Source organism: Arthrobacter parietis, from assembly GCF_039530425.1.
In the GTDB taxonomy this organism is placed as follows: domain Bacteria; phylum Actinomycetota; class Actinomycetes; order Actinomycetales; family Micrococcaceae; genus Arthrobacter_D; species Arthrobacter_D parietis.
Genome location: NZ_BAAAON010000001.1, coordinates 457,180 through 477,022 on the forward strand (window position 1 = coordinate 457,180; position 19,843 = coordinate 477,022).

Annotated in this window: 18 protein-coding genes; 5 read left to right on the top strand and 13 right to left on the bottom strand. The window is 65.3% G+C overall.

The genetic code is table 11. From position 1 onward, the window contains the following. Positions 1–109: 109 nt before the first annotated feature. From ABFX19_RS02170 to ABFX19_RS02180, 3 genes are all read right to left on the bottom strand, one after another. Positions 110–1,096 (bottom strand): Ppx/GppA phosphatase family protein, encoded by a 987-nt coding sequence (locus ABFX19_RS02170; RefSeq protein ID WP_277357741.1) that lies wholly within the window; start codon positions 1,094–1,096, stop codon positions 110–112. 68 nt (positions 1,097–1,164) lie between these two features. Beyond that, positions 1,165–3,924 carry a type I DNA topoisomerase gene (gene topA, locus ABFX19_RS02175; RefSeq protein WP_346027306.1) on the bottom strand — a complete coding sequence of 920 codons (2,760 nt, stop codon included), beginning with the start codon at positions 3,922–3,924 and terminating at the stop codon, positions 1,165–1,167. A 113-nt stretch (positions 3,925–4,037) separates the two neighbouring features. After that, on the bottom strand, positions 4,038–5,666 hold the full coding sequence (locus tag ABFX19_RS02180) for a DUF7059 domain-containing protein (RefSeq protein ID WP_346027307.1): 1,629 nt from the start codon (positions 5,664–5,666) through the stop codon (positions 4,038–4,040). Between the two features lie 47 nt (positions 5,667–5,713). On the opposite strand from ABFX19_RS02180, the gene ABFX19_RS02185 reads away from it, so the two are divergent. Together ABFX19_RS02185 and srmL are read left to right on the top strand one after the other, a co-directional pair. After that, entirely contained in the window at positions 5,714–6,169 is a 456-nt protein-coding gene (locus ABFX19_RS02185) for a hypothetical protein (protein WP_346027308.1), read from the top strand. A 187-nt stretch (positions 6,170–6,356) separates the two neighbouring features. Next, a complete protein-coding gene (gene srmL / locus ABFX19_RS02190) occupies positions 6,357–7,472 on the top strand; it encodes a PheS-related mystery ligase SrmL (RefSeq protein WP_346027309.1) in 1,116 nt (371 codons plus the stop codon). Between the two features lie 23 nt (positions 7,473–7,495). Here srmL and trhO read toward each other — a convergent pair whose 3' ends face one another. Further along, positions 7,496–8,413, bottom strand: a complete 918-nt coding sequence (trhO, locus tag ABFX19_RS02195) for an oxygen-dependent tRNA uridine(34) hydroxylase TrhO (RefSeq protein WP_487046886.1) — start codon at positions 8,411–8,413, stop codon at positions 7,496–7,498. A gap of 98 nt (positions 8,414–8,511) precedes the next feature. On the opposite strand from trhO, the gene ABFX19_RS02200 reads away from it, so the two are divergent. Together ABFX19_RS02200 and ABFX19_RS02205 are read left to right on the top strand one after the other, a co-directional pair. Continuing rightward, complete coding sequence (locus tag ABFX19_RS02200; protein WP_277357746.1) at positions 8,512–9,162, top strand: GNAT family N-acetyltransferase; 651 nt, start codon at positions 8,512–8,514, stop codon at positions 9,160–9,162. 27 nt (positions 9,163–9,189) lie between these two features. After that, positions 9,190–11,559, top strand: a complete 2,370-nt coding sequence (locus tag ABFX19_RS02205; RefSeq protein ID WP_346027310.1) for a DEAD/DEAH box helicase — start codon at positions 9,190–9,192, stop codon at positions 11,557–11,559. On the opposite strand, the gene ABFX19_RS02210 is transcribed toward ABFX19_RS02205, so the two are convergent. From ABFX19_RS02210 to ssd, 7 genes are all read right to left on the bottom strand, one after another. Then, complete coding sequence (locus ABFX19_RS02210) at positions 11,556–11,927, bottom strand: Rv3654c family TadE-like protein (RefSeq protein WP_346027311.1); 372 nt, start codon at positions 11,925–11,927, stop codon at positions 11,556–11,558. The two genes, ABFX19_RS02205 and ABFX19_RS02210, sit on opposite strands and share 4 nt — an antisense overlap. Continuing rightward, positions 11,924–12,292 (bottom strand): TadE family type IV pilus minor pilin, encoded by a 369-nt coding sequence (locus ABFX19_RS02215; RefSeq protein WP_277357749.1) that lies wholly within the window; start codon positions 12,290–12,292, stop codon positions 11,924–11,926. The genes ABFX19_RS02210 and ABFX19_RS02215 overlap by 4 nt, the downstream gene beginning before the upstream one ends. A gap of 5 nt (positions 12,293–12,297) precedes the next feature. Continuing rightward, entirely contained in the window at positions 12,298–12,624 is a 327-nt protein-coding gene (locus ABFX19_RS02220) for a DUF4244 domain-containing protein (protein WP_346027312.1), read from the bottom strand. Between the two features lie 281 nt (positions 12,625–12,905). Then, positions 12,906–13,469 (bottom strand): type II secretion system F family protein, encoded by a 564-nt coding sequence (locus tag ABFX19_RS02225; RefSeq protein WP_277357751.1) that lies wholly within the window; start codon positions 13,467–13,469, stop codon positions 12,906–12,908. Beyond that, positions 13,466–14,191 (bottom strand): type II secretion system F family protein, encoded by a 726-nt coding sequence (locus ABFX19_RS02230; RefSeq protein WP_346027313.1) that lies wholly within the window; start codon positions 14,189–14,191, stop codon positions 13,466–13,468. The genes ABFX19_RS02225 and ABFX19_RS02230 overlap by 4 nt, the downstream gene beginning before the upstream one ends. Before the next feature lie 2 nt (positions 14,192–14,193). Then, on the bottom strand, positions 14,194–15,384 hold the full coding sequence (locus ABFX19_RS02235; protein WP_346027314.1) for a TadA family conjugal transfer-associated ATPase: 1,191 nt from the start codon (positions 15,382–15,384) through the stop codon (positions 14,194–14,196). Next, the gene (gene ssd, locus ABFX19_RS02240; RefSeq protein WP_346027315.1) at positions 15,381–16,448 is read right to left on the bottom strand and encodes a septum site-determining protein Ssd; all 1,068 of its coding nucleotides are present in this window, start codon (positions 16,446–16,448) and stop codon (positions 15,381–15,383) included. Before ssd ends, ABFX19_RS02235 begins: the two co-directional genes overlap by 4 nt. Positions 16,449–16,602: 154 nt before the next feature. Between ssd and ABFX19_RS02245 the strand changes: the two genes are divergently transcribed. Further along, positions 16,603–18,309 carry a bifunctional 3'-5' exonuclease/DNA polymerase gene (locus ABFX19_RS02245; RefSeq protein WP_346027316.1) on the top strand — a complete coding sequence of 569 codons (1,707 nt, stop codon included), beginning with the start codon at positions 16,603–16,605 and terminating at the stop codon, positions 18,307–18,309. A 42-nt stretch (positions 18,310–18,351) separates the two neighbouring features. Here ABFX19_RS02245 and ABFX19_RS02250 read toward each other — a convergent pair whose 3' ends face one another. Beyond that, complete coding sequence (locus ABFX19_RS02250; RefSeq protein WP_346027317.1) at positions 18,352–19,035, bottom strand: NUDIX hydrolase; 684 nt, start codon at positions 19,033–19,035, stop codon at positions 18,352–18,354. Next, entirely contained in the window at positions 19,032–19,811 is a 780-nt protein-coding gene (gene nth, locus ABFX19_RS02255) for an endonuclease III (RefSeq protein WP_346027318.1), read from the bottom strand. Before nth ends, ABFX19_RS02250 begins: the two co-directional genes overlap by 4 nt. Positions 19,812–19,843 lie beyond the last annotated feature (32 nt).

Here is a 19,843-nt window from a genome sequence, read left to right on the forward strand (position 1 = left end):
TGGCTCGGTCTGTGCCGGTGAGCCGCAGCAGTGTTTCCCCCAATCACGCTGCGGCTCACCGGCACACTTTTTTGCTCACTCGACCGGCCCCGCGTTAATGTACTTGCGCTCAATGGGTCCCCAAACGCACATGGCCAACCCCAACAGAGGGCATGGGTTCATCCGCTTCAAACATGAGAGTGTCGAAGCGGCGGAGGATCAGGCCTTCCCTCAGCGCCCAGGGGCAGATATCCATCTCGGACACATTGAAGATTTCAAACGCTGCCTCAGCCACAAGCGCACCGGCAAGAACCTGTCGGGCCCGCAGCTCGGACACCCCGTCCAGGTTTGTCCGGTCCGCCGCTGACATTGCTTCCAGACGCTTCGCCCACAGTGCAAGATCCTGCAGACGCAGGGTACGGCGAACAAAGGGTCCGGCCGCCGACGGCGCAGCCCCGGCGATGCGGGCCAGGGATCGAAAGGTTTTCGACGTCCCGGCAACCAGATGCGGTGTACCGAGACGGGCGAAGCTGGCCGCCGGTTCCTTGAGGGTCTGCCGGATGTGCCTGCGCAGATTTTTGACGTCGAGGGGCGCAGGCGGGTCACCGGGCAGCCACTCACGTGTAAGGCGCCCCGCACCAAGTGGGACCGAGCGGGCAACTTCAGGAAGTTCGTCGCGGCCCATCGCCATTTCAAATGAACCCCCGCCGATGTCCAGGTTGAGGAGCGACCCAGTACTCCAGCCATACCAGCGCCGCACCGCCTGGAAGGTCATGGCCGCTTCCTGGTCACCGGAAAGCTCCTGCAGGACCACGGAGGTCTCCGCCTCAACGCGACGAAGCACGTCCTCGCCGTTCCCCGACTCGCGGATGGCCGAGGTGCAGAACGCGAGAAAATCCTCTGCGCGATGATCGGTTGCAAACGCACGAGCCTCGCGAATGAAACCGACCAGTTCCGCTTGCCCTTCGTCGCTGATCAGTCCCTCTGCGTCGAGGTAGCTCACCAACTGGAGCGGACGTTTGTGGGATGCATAGGGCACGGGCCGCGCCCCCGGATGAGCATCCACGAGAAGTAGATGCACTGTATTGGACCCGATATCGAGGACGCCTAGCCGCATACCCCCATTATGTCGCGCGCCGGTTCCGCCGGCTCAACCGTCAGCCGAGCCGGCGTCGGAGATTGGAACTACTTGCGTGCGGTGGCCTTGCGCTTCGCGGGTGCGCGGCCGCCGGACTTGCGCGGCGCCGGTCCCTTTGCCCGCTTCTCTGCCAGCAACGCCACAGCAGTTTCCCGGGTCAGCTCCTCGATGGCAGTGGACCTCGGCACGGTGATGTTCGTGACGCCGTCCGTAATGTACGGGCCGAACCGGCCTTCCTTGACGACAATGGGCTTCTCCGACACGGGATCATCGCCGAATTCGGCCAGCGGCGGCGTCGCAGTGCGCCCGCCGCGCTGCTTCGGCTGGGAGTAGATTTCAAGCGCCTGCTCCAGCGTGATCGTGAAGATTTCCTCTTCCGAACCGATCGACCGGGAGTCCGAACCCTTTTTCAGATAGGGCCCGAAGCGTCCGTTCTGGACGGTGACCTCATGACCTTCAGCATCCTTACCGAGGACGCGGGGAAGATTCATCAGCTTCAGCGCTTCCTCAAGAGTGACCGTCTCAACGGTCATCGACTTGAAGAGCGATCCGGTGCGCGGCTTCACCTTGACGGGCTTCTTGGGTGGCTTGGGCTTGCCGTTCTTGTAGTATTCCACCGGCTGGTTGGCCAGGTCCTCGGCAGTGGGCTCGGGAATGAGCTCGATTACGTAGGGGCCGTAGCGACCGTCACGCGCCACGATGGTGCGCCCGGTTTCGGGGTCCGTGCCAAGGACGCGTTCCTCGGACGCTGGAGTGTTCATCAGCTCAACGGCCTTCTCCGCCGTCAGCTCATCCGGAGCGAGGTCCTCGGGCACGTTGGCCCGCTGCGGCTCGGTGCCCTCGGGCGCATCAGCGGGCAATGGCTTCTCCAGGTACGGGCCGAACTTGCCCACGCGCAGGATGATGCCCTCGGCAATTTCGACCGAGTTGATGCGGCGTGCATCGATTTCCCCGAGGTCGTTCACGATCGTGCTTAGCCCGGTGTCCTTGCGGTCCCCGTAGTAAAAGGAGTTGAGCCACTGGACGCGGCTCTCCTCGCCACGCGCGATGCGGTCGAGGTCTTCCTCCAGTGCAGCAGTGAAGTCATAATCCACATAGTCGTGGAAGTGCTCCTCGAGCAGGCGGACCACGGAGAACGCGATCCAGCTCGGCACCAACGCCTGTCCGCGCGTTCGGACGTATCCGCGGTCCATGATGGTGGAAATTGTTGCCGCATAGGTGGAGGGTCTGCCAATACCGCGTTCCTCCATCAATTTCACCAGCGACGCTTCTGTGTAGCGCGGCGGCGGGGAGGTTTCGTGACCGATGGGCTGGATAGCTTCGGCGCCGAGGGCATCGCCCGTGGTGAGGTTCGGCAACCGGCCGCCCTGTCCGGACTGATCGGTCCCGCCTGTTGCGTCATCCTCGTCCCGAGAAGCGTCCCTGCCCTCCTCATAGGCGGCCATGAAGCCGCGGAAGGTGATGACGGTACCGGAGGCCGAGAATTCCGCGTCCTTGCCATCGGGCGTATGGGCCCCCAGGCGTACCGACGCCGTCGAACCCTTTGCATCCGCCATCTGGGAAGCGACGGTGCGCTTCCAGATCAGCTCATAGAGTTTGAACTCGTCACCGTGCAGTTCCTTGGCCACCTGGGCGGGTGTGCGGAAGGAGTCACCGGCCGGACGGATGGCCTCGTGGGCTTCCTGCGCACTCTTGGACTTTCCCTTGTAGACGCGGCGAGCATCAGGCACGAACTCGGGACCGTAAAGCTCCGAGGCCTGCCGTCGCGCGGCGTTGATCGCCTGATCGCTCAGCGCCGCAGAGTCCGTACGCATATAGGTGATGTAACCGTTCTCGTACAGGCGCTGGGCAACCTGCATGGTGACCCGTGATGAGTAGCGAAGCTTGCGTGCGGCTTCCTGCTGCAGCGTCGAGGTGGTGAAGGGCGCGGCGGGGCGGCGCGTGTACGGCTTGGTGTCAACCGAGCGAACCTCGAATGCGGCCTGCTCAAGCCCTTCGACAAGGGCGGTAGCGGCTGCCTCGTTCAACACAGTGACGTTCTGCGACTTCAGTTGACCGAGGTCACTGAAGTCCTTGCCTGTGGCAACCCGGGTGCCGTCCACGGAGATGAGTTTCGCGCTGAAGGACTCGCCCTTCGAAGTGTCTTCCGGCGAGAACGTACCCGTGAGATCCCAGTACGACGCCGCACGGAATGCCATACGCTCACGTTCACGCTCGACCACCAGACGGGTGACTACCGATTGAACGCGCCCAGCAGACAAGCCGCGCGCAACCTTGCGCCACAGCACCGGGGAGATTTCATAGCCATAGAGCCGGTCAAGAATTCGACGCGTTTCCTGGGCATCAACCATTGGAATGTCGAGATCGCGCAGCTCCTCCATGGCACGCTGGATGGCCTCACGCGTGATTTCCGGAAAGGTGAGCCGGTACACGGGGACCTTCGGCTTCAGTACCTCGAGCAGGTGCCAGGCGATAGCCTCGCCTTCCCTGTCACCGTCAGTTGCGAGGTACAGCTCGGTGGCGTCCTTCAGAGCCGCCTTCAACTCGGCGACGCGCTTCTTCTTGTCTGCCGATACTACGTAGTACGGCTCGAAGTCCTTCTCGAGGTCCACCGCAAACTTGCCGAGCGAGCTCTTCTTCAGCTCCGCGGGCAGGTCCGATGGTTGGGGCAGATCCCGGATGTGTCCCATCGATGCGGCGACTTCGAAGCCCTCGCCGAGGTAGCCGGCGATCGTCTTGACCTTGGTTGGAGACTCGACGATGACGAGCTTCTTGCCGGGCTTTTTGTCCGTTGCCTTAGCTGGCACTTCACTCCTCGATACAGGTGCTTCTTAAACAGCAGAACAACCGCTCATTCTGAGCTCAATATTCGAATTGGTGGGCGTCCTGCCCTTCTCAGTATGCGGTACGCCTACCTGCACTAGGGTAACGGCTTGGCTGGAGACACCGGTTCGGGGACGAGGAAGCCGTCCGCAACCAGGTTGCGCACCTCGTCCAGCAGTGCAGCAGCGAAGGCGTCGTCGTCGCGGTCCAACAGCGACGCAAGGGCGCCGATGATCTGGCCGGCGGTGAGGTCGCCGTCGCACGCTGACACGAAACCGGCCAGCTCCGTGCTGAGCAGCGTGGTGCGTCTGAAGCCCGCGCCCTGCCGCAGCAGGATCACCCCGGGATGCTCAGCGCCCGGACGCTGGTGCCGCTCTTCCGTGACGTCCCCGGCGACGAGCAGGTGCTCGTCGGCCAGGTCGCGGCAGTTTCCGAGCCAGTCATGCCGTTCAACCGCTGCGACGAGATGCGGTCCGATGGGCTGTTCGAGCTCGTAAGTGATTTCCTCGAACCGGCGCAGCGTCGCCGGTCCTCCGGCGTTCCGCAGCCACACCATGCCAAAGCCGATGTGCTCGACGGAACGGGAGGCGAAGTCGGCGAGGTAGTCGCTGAAGCGGTCGGCGAAGCGGGTCGGGTTCCGGTTCTCGGCAGCATCGCGCAGCCACGTCTCGGCGTAATGGGTGGGCGTGAGCTGTTCCCGCTGAACAATCCAGGCGTCTGCGGTTTCCGGCAGCCATCCCGCTAACCGGCTCTGCCAGGTGAAACCGTCCGGGATCTCCCAGTTTCCCAGGAGCTGCGCCGATCCGCCCGGGATCAGAACGGATGGAAGGTCGCGGATCAGGGAGGAGACGATGTCGTCACCAGCGAGGCCGCCGTCCCGGTAAGTGAATTGCTCATCCCTGGTTTCGCCGGAGTGGCGCGGTGTAATGACAAACGGCGGGTTGGATACCACCTGGTCGAACGTCTCGCCGCTCACCGGCTCCAGCAGACTGCCCCGCCGAAGCGAAACCCGGGCCTCCAGGTTTTCCGGATCGATCCCCAGTGCCGCAGCGTTGAGCAGCAAGTTGAATCGCGTGACTGCGAGCGCACGTTCCGAGACGTCAGTCGCTGTGACGTGCTCCGCGTGCGCCAGGAGATGGAAGGTCTGAATTCCACAGCCGGTGCCGAGGTCCAGCGCGCGTTCGACCGGCGCGCGTGTTGCGAACTGGGCGAGCGTCAGCGACGCCCGGCCGATCCCGAGCACATGGTCGGTCCGCAGGACCCCGGGCCGGACGTGGGAGCCGAGGTCCGAGGCTACCCAGATTCCGCCTCCGGTGTCTGACGAGTAGGGGCGCAGGTCGATCAGGGCGCGGAGACCGCCGTCGTACTCTTCAACCAGTCCCAGCGAGCGCAACCCGCCCGCACCAATTGACGGAAGTGCGCCGTCCAGGACGGCCGTGGGCAGCGCCTCGCCGAGCAGGAAAACCAGTACGACGGCGGCAAGCCGGCTTTCTGTGCTGTCCGGTCTTCCGGCGCTGTCCTCCCCTTCGCTGCGCTGGGCGGCGCGTGCGGCCAGGAGAGCGGGAACCGTTTGGTCCCGCTCCAGCGAGGCGTAGGCATCAGTGCCCACGAGGTCTGCCACGCCGTCGACCGTGTAGTTCGCCGCGGTCAGGTCCGCTGCAAGACGGTCGAGCAGACTCTGGTCATCGCTGCGCGGGGCGTGGGGTACTGCGGCAATGATCGACACGGAGCAAGCCTATTGGGCCGGAGCCTTCCATGCTGTTTACTGAGCGCATGGGAACTCAACCGCGGCGGGTAGCGCTCGCAGTCTCCGGCCTTTTCGTTGCCCTGATGACCAGCGCCTGCACGGCGGCCGAACCGGAGGTTGATCCGTCCTCGGTGGACCTGGAGTCCTGGTCGCAGTCAATGTTGGGGACGGAACGCGGAATGTCTTTCGCCGGCGGACATCAGGGGGACGCGGCGAGCGGCGGATCCTTCTATGACGTCGAACCAGGGTGGTACGAGTTGACCATGGCGTGTGCGGGCGGGGACGCGATGGCCCTGGAACTACTTGCAGACGGAACGACTATCAGCAATGGCACCACGAGCTGCGACAGTCCGGCAGTGACAGCGCCTCTTGAGCTTCGTGCGGCGGCGGACGAGCTCACCCTCCGCGTGACCAACTCCGGTGCGGAAATGGTGTGGACCGCGGGGCTGGTCCCCGGCGGGAAGCCGGCAGAAGCGCCGTAGCGTTCCGCAACATCTGTCCGTCGCGTACCATTGCTCCATGCTTACCAGCCAGCGATTTACCAGCCCCCGGCCGCCTGTCGGCCGTGAGGGCTATCCGCTGTACGTCTTCTAGCAGCCAGGTCCGCACGGTGTCCGCGGCCGGGGGTTTCCTCCACCCCCTCCTTAGACACTTCCCGAAGGACCGACCATGTACCTTTCCATCCCCCAGCTCACCGCCGCCCTGTCCATCCGTGACCTCACCGATCCGGAACAGGGACCTCACGCGCTGCAGGACCTGCTCGACGGCGTCATCACTTCGTTGACGCGGGCCTGGAGCATTCCCGCCGAGCTGCAGCGAACCACTGGCCTCGTTGCCACGGCGGACAACTACGACCGGTTGGGCTATGCGCCGAACGACGTCACCCGGGACGTCCGGTACTCGCGCCACGCCAGCCCCACAGTAATGCTTCGAAGCCACACGTCCGCCGGAATCCCCGCCGTTCTTGATTCCCTCGCAGACATTGAGCAGCCGTATGATCGGCTCCATGTCCTTCCGGGCCTGGTTTACCGCCGCGACGCCGTCGACCGCACGCACGTAGGCACACCGCACCAGGTTGACCTATGGCGCTTGAAGGCGCGTGGGCTGCTGGGTGAGGCTGACCTGCGTAGTATGGCCGCCGCCGTTGTCGAGGCAGTCCTGCCCGGGGCTCGCTGGCGGACCGTTCCCGCCAACCATTCCTATACGTCGCACGGCCTGCAGATCGACGTAGAGACGCCCGCCGGCTGGCTCGAACTGGCTGAGTGCGGCCTCGTGCGTGCGGGAATTCTTCGCACCTCGGGACTGGATCCTCGTCGCTGGAGCGGCCTCGCGCTCGGAATGGGACTGGACCGGGCACTCATGCTGCGAAAGGGCGTGGATGACATCCGGCTGCTGCGCTCACCCGACCCCCGTATCGCCGCTCAGATGCTGGATCTTCAACCATGGCGCCCCGTCTCCCTCATGCCGGCTGTCCGCCGCGATCTTTCGATTCTCTGCAATCCCGACGCAGACGAGGAAACGCTGGGAGATGCGGCCCGGGAAGCGCTCGGTCCGGAGGCGGAGATCCTGGAGTCGCTGGTGATCCGCGCCCGCACGCCGGTGGAGCAGCTGCCGGCTGCCGCCGTCGTCCGTCTTGACGCCCAGCCGGGGCAGGTGAATCTGCTGATTCGCCTGACGCTGCAGGCACTGGACCGGACACTCACCGATGCCGAAGCGAACGCTCTACGCGATCGTGTGTACCTTGCGCTGCATGAGGGACACGTGCTTGAGCTGGCGGCCGGGTGAGAGCGGGGGAAAGCCGGCTCAGCTCAGGCGGCGCCCACTGCGGTGGCTTCCGCCTCGTCCGTCTCGCACCCCTGGGGGCAACGAAGCGTGGCGGGGTCGGAGGCACACTGGGCGCAGTACAGCGTCAGGTTCCGGCAGCTCAGGTTCGAGCAGTTCTCGAACTTGTTGGTGGGCGCGGAGCAGCGAACGCACTTGCCGATCGTCTTGGCATCCTTGCTGAACTCTACGTGCATGCGCTTGTCGAAGACGTACAGCGAGCCTTCCCAGAGACCCGCGTCCCCGTACGTCTCTCCGTAGCGCACAATGCCGCCCTGAAGCTGGTAGACCTCGCTGAATCCGCGGTTGACCATCAGGCTGGAAAGCACCTCACAGCGGATGCCCCCGGTGCAGTATGTGACCACCGGTTTGTCCTTGAGGTGGTCGTACTTCCCGGAATCGAGTTCGCGCACGAAGTCATGGGTGGTGTTCACTTCCGGGACAATCGCGTTCCGGAACTTGCCGATCTGCGCTTCGAGGGCATTGCGGCCGTCAAAGAAGACGACGTCGTCGCCGCGTTCGCTGACCAGCTGATGCACCTGCTCCGGCCTGAGATGGGTGCCGCCGCCCACCACGCCGTTTTCATCCACCTTCAACTCCCCCGGCGCGCCGAAGGACACGATCTCCTCGCGGACCTTGATGCTGAGCCGGGGGAAGTCTTCCGCCCCGCCCTCGGACCATTTGATGTCCATCTTTTTGAACGCCGGGTACTCGCGGGTTGCCTTCACGTACTCCTTGACGGCGTTCAGTTCCCCGCCGACGGTGCCGTTGATGCCGTCCTTGGAGATGAGGACGCGGCCGCGGAGTCCCAATTTTTCACACAGGGCGCGCTGCCAGAGCCGCACCGCTTCGGGATCGGACAGCGGAGTGAACGCGTAATACAGGACAATCCGGTTCATTGACACGCATTCAAGGGTACCGGCAGGCCGCCCGCGAGGTCTCAAATCGGCAACCTCTTTCCCGGGCTATGTCTTTACGGTCTGGTCCCCACTATCGTTCAGGAATGGGAGCCGCTCTTTCCGATCAACTTGTCCGCACCTGGGTTTTCGGCTGGGCAAAATGCCGAGGCTACACGCCGCAGGAGAACGGGAGCAGCCTGTCCGTTCTGCTCACGGACCAACAGAACCACCTCGAAACCATCGTCTATGAGCCCACGATCGGAGAATTGCTCGAGCTCGCCGGAGAGACCCGCGAAGATCCGCTTCGTGTGCTGACCGTCGTCACCAACCGCGCGCAGGAACTCCTCGAAGCCGCGGCTCCGCTCGGTCTTCGGGTCACGGACCGCCAGCAGGCTCTGATGTGCGCAGAGATGGACGGCCAGGATGTCGAAGCCCCCCGGCCACCGGACGACGAGTTCAAACTCGAGCACATTCGCGAGGATGACTGCAGGCGTGTTTCGGTGACCGTGAACGGTGAGGAGGCTGCCCGGGGTTCGGTGGCCAAGCAGGATGAACACGCAGTCTACGACCGCATCATCACGTCTCCGCAGCACCGGCGGCGGGGCCTTGGCAGCTTTGTCATGCGCGCGCTGACCGCCGACATCCTGGAAGACGATGTTGAAACCGGCCTGCTGATGGCATCCGAGGAGGGACGCCAGCTGTACCAGTATTTGGGGTGGACGCACCTGGCTGATGCTTTTGTGATCCGCCGCTGATTTGTGCCGGGGTGACAAACTGGGCAAGTGGCTGCCCATGATTCCCTGATTCCGCTGCTCGGCGGAGTTGATCCTGAGCAGCTCGTTTCTGTCAGGGAACTCCCTGCCCGCGACGCAGTGCACAGCCCGTGGCCGGCATGGGTGCACCCTGAGGTGGTGGAGGCCTACCAGGCCCGAGGAATAGTAGAGCCCTGGAAGCATCAGAGTGCTGCGGCGGATGCCGCCCATGCGGGGTCCCACGTCGTCATTGCCACGGGTACTGCCTCGGGCAAGTCTCTGAGCTATCAACTGCCGGTCCTTGACGCCATCCACCGTTCGGCACTTGAGGAGAGAGTGTCGCTTGAGCCGACCGGCGCCGTCGCGCTGTATCTTTCGCCGACAAAAGCGCTGGCCGCTGACCAACTCTCAGCCATCTCCTCTCTGGGGCTGGCTACGGTCCGCGCAGATACGTACGACGGCGACACCGACTCCGGTGCGCGTCGCTGGATCCGCGACCACGCCAACCTGGTTCTGGCGAACCCGGACATGCTTCACTACGGCATCCTGCCGAATCACACCTGGTGGGCAAGGTTTTTCCGGCGCCTTACCTACGTGATCGTGGACGAAGCGCATAGCTACCGCGGTGTTTTCGGTTCCCACGTCGCCAACCTGTTGCGCAGGTTGCGACGCGTCTGTGCCTACTACGGCGCGGACCCCGTGTTCATCGGGGCCTCGGCGACATCGGCTGCCCCCGCGGAGTCCTTCGGCAAGCTGATCGGCACTCCAGTTCAGGCGTTCACCGAGGACACGTCGCCACACGGGTCGACGACGGTGGCTTTCTGGGAACCGCAGCTGACCGATCTTCGGGGCGAGAACGGCGCCCGGCAGCGCAGGACCGTCATTGCGGAAACCTCCGATCTACTGGCCAATCTGGTTTCTGCGCAGGTTCGGACCATTGCCTTCATCAAGTCCCGCCGAGGTGCCGAGAGTATCGCGGCAAATACCAAACGGCTGCTGAGCGAAGTGGATCCCACGCTGCCGGCGCGCGTCGCGGCCTATCGGTCAGGGTATCTGCCCGAGGAGCGCCGTCAGTTGGAGGGTGCGCTGCGGTCCGGCCGGTTGCTCGGTGTGGCGAGCACGTCCGCGCTGGAGTTGGGGATCGACATAACAGGTCTGGATGCCGTCCTCGTGGCGGGCTGGCCGGGGACCCGTGCGTCCCTGCTGCAGCAGATCGGGCGGGCCGGGCGGTCAGGTCAGGACGCGCTCGCCGCCTTCGTGGCCAGCGACGATCCGCTGGACACCTATCTGGTGCACCATCCCGAAGCGGTGTTCGACGTTGGTGTGGAGGCAACGGTCTTCGACCCCGCCAACCCCTATGTGCTGGGACCGCACCTCTGTGCAGCAGCGGCGGAACTGCCGCTGACGGTTGAGGACCTTCCCCTCTTCGGGGAAACGGCTCCTGCCCTGCTGGCTCAGTTGGTGGATCAGGGGCTGCTGCGCAACCGTCCGGCAGGGTGGTTCTGGACGCACCCGCAGAGTGCTGCCGGCATGGTGAACCTGCGGGCGGACGGCGGCGGCCCGATCAATATCATCGAGAGCGAAACCGGCACCGTTCTTGGAACCATGGATTCACCGCAGAGCCACTATCAGGCTCACACGGGCGCCGTCTATGTTCATCAGGGCCAGAGCTACGTGGTGGAGGAACTAAACGAACAGGATCACTGCGCCATAGTGACCCGTTCCAATCCCGACTACTACACACAGGCCCGGGACGTCACGCAGATTGAGGTGATTTCCGAGCTGCGCAACACCTCGTGGGGCCCCATCCGGGTGTGCTTCGGGGAGGTCAAGGTAACCACCCAGGTGATCTCCTTCCAGCGCAAGGCCTTTGTTTCGAACGAGATCCTCGGGGAGGAACCGCTGGAGCTCGGTGCGCGGGATCTCTTCACGAAGAGCGTCTGGTTCGAGTGCGATAACCGCCTGCTTGAGAGCAGTGGGATCAGCGCGGCTGACCTGCCGGGCGCTCTTCATGCCGCTGAGCATGCCGCGATCGGTCTGCTGCCGCTGGTCGCCTCGAGTGACCGATGGGACATCGGCGGAGTGTCCACTGCGCTCCATGCTGATACCGGGCTCCCCACCATTTTTGTGTACGACGGCCATCCGGGCGGCGCGGGCTTTGCTGAACGGGGTTTTGAGGCGGCGAAGACCTGGCTCGGTGCTACCGCTGAGGCCATCCGCTCGTGTGAGTGCCACACCGGTTGCCCCTCGTGTGTTCAGTCTCCCAAGTGCGGCAACCGCAACAACCCGCTGAGTAAGCACGGTGCACTCACCCTGCTCAGCATGCTGCTGGCGCAGGCCCCGGACGGGGAGCCTGCGCCAGGCAAGGACATGTCGGGCGGGCAATCCTCCTTCCACTAGGGATCTGATGACGGTGGACCGGCTCGGGCACGCCCCGATGCCGGGGGAAGCGCGGGAATGGAATCGACCTCGGTGGAAATCCGCACGATGTGTCCTGATTCTCCCTCGATCACGCATCCCGTCAGCCGGGCGTCCTGGAGGGAAGCTACTTCGGCGGCTACCGCGCACGGGTTCCCGTCTCGGAGACCGCGCGCAGCATCAGCCCCCGCAAGCGCGGACAGGTCCGCGGCCGTAGCTGCCCTCGAGGCCGCCACTGACGCCTGCGCAAACAGGACTACAACTGAGAGCAGCAGCAGGGCAGCCAAGGCGACGCCGGTCATCAGGACGGTGCCGGATCCAGCTTCCTTGCCTGCACGAAGACCCATCATTCCTGCTCCGGCAGTGCAACTGCGCGGGCTGAGAGACTAACGTCGAGCAACTCCAATACAGGCACATCCACCGCGGTGTTGACGGTGACGGTGCTGGTGGAGCCGTTGGACTGGACCGCGATATCCGCCTGCTCACCGGCAATCCGCCGGACTGTTCCCTCGACGACGTCCGAAGACTCGCCGCGCATGATCTCGCGGGCCCCGGCCCTCGCCGCTTCCTCAATCCGCAACTGGGACAAGCCGAGTGCCGCAGCACCGAGCACGACGGCCAGCAGAACCACCACAGCCGGAAGTGCTACTGCCACTTCCGCCGTAACGGCCCCTGCTTCTTTGGGCTGCGCTACCCGCGGTCCAGTCCGTTCCACGCCGGTCAGCCGAAGCTGAGGGCGTTGGTGATCAGCGACATGAGCATGCCGCGGATTTCCCCGCTGGAAAGGACTGCGACCAGGAGCGCCGCGAACCCCACGGCGGCGAGGGTGGCGATCGCGTACTCGGCGGTTGCCAGCCCTGCCTCGGACCGCATCAGCGCACGCCGTGTACGGCGGTTGGCCGTGACGGGCTCGGGCCGCAGTGACGTCACTGTGGCAAGTGGCCTCGCTCCGCCGGGGAATTTCTGCGGGCCGCTGGTCCGGGTTGTTGCTGCGCTGTGGGCTGTTGCTGCGGTGGGGGCTGTTGCTGCGGTGGTGGAACGTGTCATGACGACTCCTTGGTTGACGGATTCCGGTTTGATCCTGGCTGGCGGTTCAGCGGCTGCTGAACCGTCCGGACCGCTTCAGCGGCTGATTCGAGTCTTTCGCGCTGCCCGTCGGCAGGCCCACCGAGATACCGGTAAGTGGAAAAGTGCAGCACTTCCCTTCGGTTGTGGAGCACGACACCAGCGGAACGGCAGCGGTAGCTGCGGCGATGGTGGTGGGCACTGCGGCGGGAGGGCAACGGTGGTAAGCGATGCTCGTGGCCGCGGCGATGTGGCGACCGCCGCTACGTGAAGGCCGGAAAGAGGCCGACCAGGATGGGAATGACGCCGAGGCAGACGAACGCGGGCAGGGAGCAGAGACCCAGGGGCACAACGAGCCGCACGCCGAGAGCAGCAGCGCGCTGCTCTGCTTCCCGGTTCCTTCTCCGTCTGAACTGTGTTGCGTGGGCGGTGACCACCGCAGCCGACGGCGCCCCCGTGGTTCCGGCGAACCGCAGGGCATTTCCCAGTTCTTGGGCCGCCCTGACGTCCTTTGTGTGCGGAACCGCCGCCCACGCGACGTCCCAGGAGGCTCCGAGGTCCAGTGCCGTCTTGACGGAGGTCAGGGCAGCGCCTGCCGGTGCTGATGCTGACCGGGCGAGGACGTCGAGACCGCGCTCCAGGGATGAGCCGACCGCAAGCATGGACGCCATCAGGTCCATCATCAGCGCTGGATCATCCAGCCCATCATCCCGAAGCCTCCCCGCACCACCCGGTAGCGGACTTGCCGGATGGGCGCTGAGGGGCGGGGATCGATGCAGGACCCAACAGGCAACGAAGAGCGCAGCGGCGATGAGTGCACCGGTCATATGGGATCGCCTTCGGCTGTCCGCACCAGCCTGCTCGACCAGAGCCGGCCCATGATGGTGAGCACGCATCCTGCACTGAGTGCTGCGACGCCCGGCACCGAACCGAGAAGGACAGCGAGGGGATCCACTCCAATGAGGTAGCCCACCGCGAACCCGAACAGCGGAAGCCAGGAAAGTAGGCGGACCGTGGCTCTGGGTCCGGCGAGCGCCGTATCGCGGGCAGCATCAGAGTCCAGCTGCGATTCGCGTTGCACTGCGTAGCGGGCAAGTACGGCCGCGAGGGGCGCTCCACTGCGCTCGGCCACCTCGAGACAGGCAGCCAGGTCCTTCCACAGTGTCCGCAGCGCCGCGTCCCTGCTGCGGGTGGCTGCCTCCCGCAAAACCTCCGGAACGCTGAGTCCGAGCTGGGCAGCCTGATGGGCTGACCACAGCGCGGGTTTCACGCCGGACGAGAAGGCCGTTCCGGTACTGCCGCCATGCACGCTGAGTGCATCTCCCCACAACTGGGAAGGCGTCCGTCCAGCCTGAAGCAGGCCGGTCAACTGATGGACGAACAAGGGGATTTCGTGTGGATCAGTCTTCAGCGGACGCCCCCGAGAGAGAGGCCGCAGAAGCGCACCCACGTTCCTGCGCCCCCGGCCCTCGTTGCGCGGGGAGCGGCGGGGAAACGCCAGGACCCCGCACGCTGCGAAGAGCAGGCAGGCAATCAGTACTCCGCTCATTGTCAGCGGCCCCGCTCGAGCTTCAGAGCCAGCGCCTCCCACGCCGGCCCACGCTCCGATACCGCTCCCCGTCGCGCGAGCGCAGTTCTGACCACCAGATCACCGCCGGCGGTCCTCTCGAGGACGCCGACCTCCGAGACGGTGCGGCCGCTGCCTGCCCGGACGACGTGGACGATGACGTCGAGGGCGTTAGCCGCCTGCTGCGCCAGGGGCTGCGCTTCCATCCCGGCCAGGGCTGCGAGCGCGGAAAGCCGGGCAGGAACGCTCGCCGCAGAATTTGCATGAATTGTTCCACCGGCGCCGTCGTGCCCCGTGTTCATGGCTGCCAGAAGTTCGCGGACCTCGGCGCCGCGGCACTCGCCGACAATCAGTCTGTCCGGCCGCATCCGCAGCGCCTGACGTACCAGTTCAGCCAGATCCACGGATCCGCTGCCCTCAAGGTTCCCGTGCCTGCTTTGGAGTCCGATGGCATGGGGATGTGCAGGACTGAGTTCAGCGGAATCCTCGACCGTGACCAGGCGTTCATTGGACCCGCTGAGCGACAGCAGGGCAGCGAGCAGGGTTGTCTTCCCCGTACCCGTAGCGCCGCTGATCAGGAAGTTCAAACGCTTGCTCACGATCCCTCGCAGTACCGAGGCCATCTGAGCATCCAACGCCCCGGAGGACACCAGCTCGTCGAAGGAATAGTGCCTCTGCCGTTGGATACGGATGGAGAGTAGTGTCCCCGTTGTGGAAAGCGGCGGGAGGACGGCGTGCACCCGGAACCGGTCCAGCCGCACATCAACGCAGGGGTTGCCGTCATCAAGCCTGCGACCGCCCGCTGCAATCAGGCGTGTGGCAAGCGCGCGCACATCAGCATCGCTGGAGAAGGTGAGATCCCTGCGCTGCAAACCGCCGCCGCTGTCAACCCAGACTGCGCCTGGACCGTTGACCAGGATGTCCGTGACTTCCGGGTCCTCCGCGAGCCGCTGTAGCGGTCCCAGCCCCTGCAACTCAGCGCGGACGCGGTCGAGGGTCCGGAATGCGCCCTCGGACCCCAGTAGGCGCCCGGTCGACTGGACTGCGGCAGCGAGCCGGGCTCCGGTGACGGGCTCTGCTTCATTGAGCACGGCGTCCCGTACCTGCGCAACCATGGCGGCGTCTGCCGGCAGGGCATCAGGGCGGACACGGCGGGCTCTGACCTGCTGATTCATGCGATGGCCTTGATCGCCCCGGGAAGCACCGTGTCGAGGACTGAGCGGGCGCAAGCCCGCACGGCGCGATGCCTTGCCAGATCCAGTACCCTCCCCTGGTTTTCGCTGCCGACGGCGGCACGAAGGTAAGGCAGATACCCGGCGTTCGGCACACCGATGGCATCTGCCACCCGATCCGGGTCGAGGTCCGGGCCCAGCGGTCCGCGGACGAGGGCCCGGACGGGCAACGGCTGCAGCTGCGCGACGAGCGCGCGGGCAGCCGAAATAGCGCGGACACGGCCGGGTACAACGATGAGGACGCTGTCACAGTACGGAAGCAGTGATCCGTCAGCCGACCATCCTCGCGCAACGTCTACCACCGTCAGGTTGAACGCTCCCCGCGCCGCCTCCATAATGGGAGGAACTGCTGATGATGCGAGAATTCCCGGGGCGGGCGGCTCGGTGCCCATGGACAGCAGCGAGAAGCCGCCGAGCGACGGCAGCGCATGAATCAGCTGTTCCGGGTTCAACGTTCCGCGTACTTCGCCAAGATCCGGCCACCGTACGCCCGGCACGGATTCCCCGCCGAGAGAGAGCTCGAGCCCACCACCGAAGGGATCACCGTCCACAAGGAGCGGGTGCAGTTCCCGTGAGGCCGCGGACGCAGCCAACCAAACACTGATTGTGCTGGCACCTACCCCGCCGACGGCCCCCAACACACCGACGACCGTTCCCGCATCACGGACGCGCTGCAGCATGCCCAGATGCTCAGCCAGCCAGCCGGCAGCCTGCGGAAGGATAGCCACGCGATCGGCATTGCACCGCGAGGCAGCCGTCCACGCTGCCGCCTCATCACTGTCAAGACCAACGACGATCACCGCGCAGCCCGAGACAGCATGCCGCGCACTGTTGCAGTCCAACAGCACGACGGCGGGACGTAGCGCCAGCGCCTCGCCCACCGTTGAAACACTTGTGAGGGCAAGCCCCGCAGCAACCGCCACGCGCGCCACCTCATCGCGGACGCGTTGTGAGGAGGTGACCAGCACGACGGCGGCCGATTCAGCTGCTGGGATCCACGAAGACATACGGCCAGCCTGCCCTCCAGAGTGCACCGGGTCATGCCGCTGGCGGCGTATGTGGATATCCTCAGCAGAAGTGGAGGAACTGTGGGCAACGGCCGGAGCCTCCTGGTGGCCGCCAACGAAACCGCGGGCGAAAAGGTGGGCAACAATAGGAGGCGTGTATATCGTCCTTGCACCGCCGGCTGGCGGGCAGCGCCTGAGCGGAGTGGACGATGCCCAGGCAGCGTTTGTATCGGTGGACTCAGCGGGAGCGCCCACGGCAGACGCCGTCGTCGTTCCTGCAATGAACATCGAGGAGACCGTCCGGGAACTGGAGCGGCCGGGAATCCGCTGGGTGTGGGACAGCACACGCACCTGGTACCCGCGCATGCTCGCCGCAGGCGTCACCGTTGAGCGTTGCCACGACGTCGCACTCAGCAGGGAGATACTGCGCCACTCCCCCTCCTGCGCAGGAACGGAGTACGGCAACCGCCTGCAGTCCCGCCCCGATGAAGCCGAGGACGCGAACCCCGCCCGGGTGCTGCCGCCCGTGGCAGCGTCGCCTCTCCAGGGCAGCCTGTTCGAGGCGGCACAGCCTGCCGGCGGCGCAGACGCACTTCAGGTAGCGGCGGAATTCGCTGAGCAACAGCAAGCGCTCAAAAACAGCGACCGACCAGCACAGCTGGCCCTGCTGGTCGCAGCTGAGTCCGCCGGCGCACTCATCGCCGCCGAGATGGAGTTTCACGGCATTCCGTGGCGCGCAGACCTCCACGACGAGCTGCTCACCTCCCAGCTCGGGCCCCGCCCGCGGGAAGGCCATCGACCTGCAGAGCTTGAGCGCCTGGCGGCTGAACTGCGCGGGGCTCTAAACAATCCCCGGTTCAACCCGGATTCTCCGCAGGAACTACTGCGCGCGCTGCACCGGGCGGGCATCGAAGTGTCTTCGACAAGGTCCTGGGAACTCCAACGCCACACACATCCCGCCATTGCGCCGCTGCTGCAGTACAAGAAGCTTTCCCGCCTCCTCACCGCCAATGGCTGGACCTGGCTGGACACCTGGGTACATGGCGGCAGGTTCCGTCCCGAGTACATTGTCGGAGGGAGCATGTCGGGGCGCTGGGCGTCCAATGGCGGCGGTGCCCTGCAGATTCCGCGGCAGGTACGTGATGCCGTCCGCCCGGACCCGGGCCATGTGCTGATTGTCGCTGATGCCGCGCAACTTGAACCACGGGTACTTGCTGCGCTCGGCAAGGATTCCGCACTGGCGACGGCCGGCCGCGGGCTGGACCTGTACCAGGGCATTGCAGACCAGGGCTTCGGCGGCGACCGCGCCAAGGCCAAACTTGCGATGCTCGGAGCTATGTATGGCGCCACCACCGGTGAATCCGGCCGTCTGATGCCCCAGTTGACCCGCACCTACCCTCAAGCCATCTCCGTGGTTGAGGCAGCAGCACGAACCGGCGAGGCGGGCGGCGTCGTCGCAAGTTTCCTCGGCAGGGGCTGCCCTCCGCCGTCGGAACGGTGGCTCGCTGCTCAGCGCACCAGCAGCGCCGCCGAGCAGCAACGCGCTGATTCCCTCGCTCGATCGCGCGGCCGCTTCACACGCAACTTCGTGGTCCAGGCCACTGCCGCGGAATGGGCACTGTGCTGGCTGGCGGAATTACGACGACGGCTACGGGCCGGAGCTGCCGACTTCAGCAGTGCGCACATCGTCTTCTTCCTGCATGACGAGGTGATGCTGCATGTCCCGGCCGAGCTGGCCGACCGGGTATCGGCGATGGTCACCGAGGCTGCTCGGTCCGCCGCGCACCTGATGTTCGGCCACATCCCGGTGGAGTTCCCGGTGAACGTTGTGGTGGTGAACTCCTACGCCGATGCGAAGTAGCTGGACGGCAAAGTAGCGGCGAAATAACTGGATGACCGCCAGCTAGAGAGGCGCGTCCCGCTCCCGGGTCTCGTCCCAGGGCTGGGCCCAGCCCAGTCCGTCAAAGAGCCGTGACAGCAGGAGCCCGGTGAAGCCCCAGATGGTGATGCCGTCGATGGTGAAAGCAGGCGTGCTGTGCTTGCGCCCGTTACGCCTGACCACCGCCGTGAAGCGCACCTCGTCCGACAGCAGGTCCGCTACCGGCGCGCGGAACACATGTGATGATTCCGCGTGGTCCACCACGCGCACCGGGGTGGGAGACGCCCACCATCCGAGCACCGGCGTCACTAGATAGTTGCTGACGGGCAGGCCGACTACCGGCAGCGCGCCCAGGATTTCCACACCTGCGGGATCCAACCCGGTCTCTTCCTCAGCCTCACGCAGGGCTGCGGCGGCGGGACTGGCGTCGTCGTCGTCGATTTTCCCGCCGGGGAACGCCACCTGGCCGGGATGGCTGCGTAAGGTTCCCGCGCGCGTCACGAACAGGACATCAAGATCGTCGGGGACGGCAGCGGAATGGGTCCTGGCGGGTCTGTCGTCGAGGTGTCCAAAGAGGATAAGGACCGCGGCAGGCCTCGCGGTTCCCAGGTCGATCCCGCGGAGCTGCCAGGACTCGGTGGTTTCCGCGCCCGGGCCGATGGGGGCTGCCCGTTCGGCGAAAGCTTTCAACACAGCGTAAGCGCTCATGCGCTCAACGTGTGCCCGGCAGCCAGCAGCTCGGCGCGGGACGCGCCCTCCAGCATGCGGCGGTGAAGCTCCTCGCGACCGGGGGCCAGCTCATACTTGAGCAACTTCCGTGCCTTCTCCGGATCCACCTCGCCTTCTCCGTAGGAGGGGCAGAGCGATGCCACCGGGCACGCACCGCACGCCGGCTTCTTGGCGTGACAGATGCGGCGGCCGTGGAAAATCACCCGGTGGGAGAGCATGGTCCAGTCCTTCCGCTCGAAGAGCGCGGCGACCTCGGACTCCACTTTCACCGGGTCATCCTCCGTGGTCCAGCCGAATCGCCGGGACAGCCGGCCAAAATGGGTATCGACCGAGATCCCCGGAATCCCGAAGGCGTTCGCGAGGACCACATTGGCGGTCTTGCGGCCCACACCCGGGAGCGTGACGAGGTCTTCGAGACGGCCGGGCACGTCTCCGTCGAATTCATCAACGATTCTGGTAGCGAGAGCGAGAAGGCTCCTCGACTTGGCCCGGAAGAATCCCGTGGGACGGATCATGTCCTGGAGCTCATCTTCCGCGGCTTCAGCGAGGCTGCGTGCGTCGGGGTAGCGGGCAAACAGCGCCGGGGTGGTCAGATTGACACGGACATCCGTGGTCTGGGCGGACAGGACCGTTGCAACCAGCAGCTCGAACGGGTTGCGGAAGTCCAGTTCCGCAACGGCGTAAGGGTAGGTTTCGGCCAGAATCCGATGAATCTTTCGCGCGCGGCGCTTCAGTGCAATTGGAGATACGTCCACGCCGACCCGTCCTTCCTCGTAGTTCCTACCGG

Bases quoted from the DNA above. Each gene is read 5' to 3' on its own strand.
- ABFX19_RS02230 (WP_346027313.1), bottom strand. From the start codon at position 14,191: ATGAGCGGAGTACTGATTGCCTGCCTGCTCTTCGCAGCGTGCGGGGTC.
- ABFX19_RS02235 (WP_346027314.1), bottom strand. From the start codon at position 15,384: ATGAATCAGCAGGTCAGAGCCCGCCGTGTCCGCCCTGATGCCCTGCCG.
- srmL (WP_346027309.1), top strand. From the start codon at position 6,357: ATGTACCTTTCCATCCCCCAGCTCACCGCCGCCCTGTCCATCCGTGAC.
- ABFX19_RS02170 (WP_277357741.1), bottom strand. From the start codon at position 1,096: ATGCGGCTAGGCGTCCTCGATATCGGGTCCAATACAGTGCATCTACTT.
- ABFX19_RS02225 (WP_277357751.1), bottom strand. From the start codon at position 13,469: ATGACCGGTGCACTCATCGCCGCTGCGCTCTTCGTTGCCTGTTGGGTC.
- ABFX19_RS02200 (WP_277357746.1), top strand. From the start codon at position 8,512: ATGGGAGCCGCTCTTTCCGATCAACTTGTCCGCACCTGGGTTTTCGGC.
- ssd (WP_346027315.1), bottom strand. From the start codon at position 16,448: ATGTCTTCGTGGATCCCAGCAGCTGAATCGGCCGCCGTCGTGCTGGTC.
- ABFX19_RS02210 (WP_346027311.1), bottom strand. From the start codon at position 11,927: ATGATGGGTCTTCGTGCAGGCAAGGAAGCTGGATCCGGCACCGTCCTG.
- ABFX19_RS02220 (WP_346027312.1), bottom strand. From the start codon at position 12,624: ATGACACGTTCCACCACCGCAGCAACAGCCCCCACCGCAGCAACAGCC.
- ABFX19_RS02185 (WP_346027308.1), top strand. From the start codon at position 5,714: ATGGGAACTCAACCGCGGCGGGTAGCGCTCGCAGTCTCCGGCCTTTTC.
- ABFX19_RS02250 (WP_346027317.1), bottom strand. From the start codon at position 19,035: ATGAGCGCTTACGCTGTGTTGAAAGCTTTCGCCGAACGGGCAGCCCCC.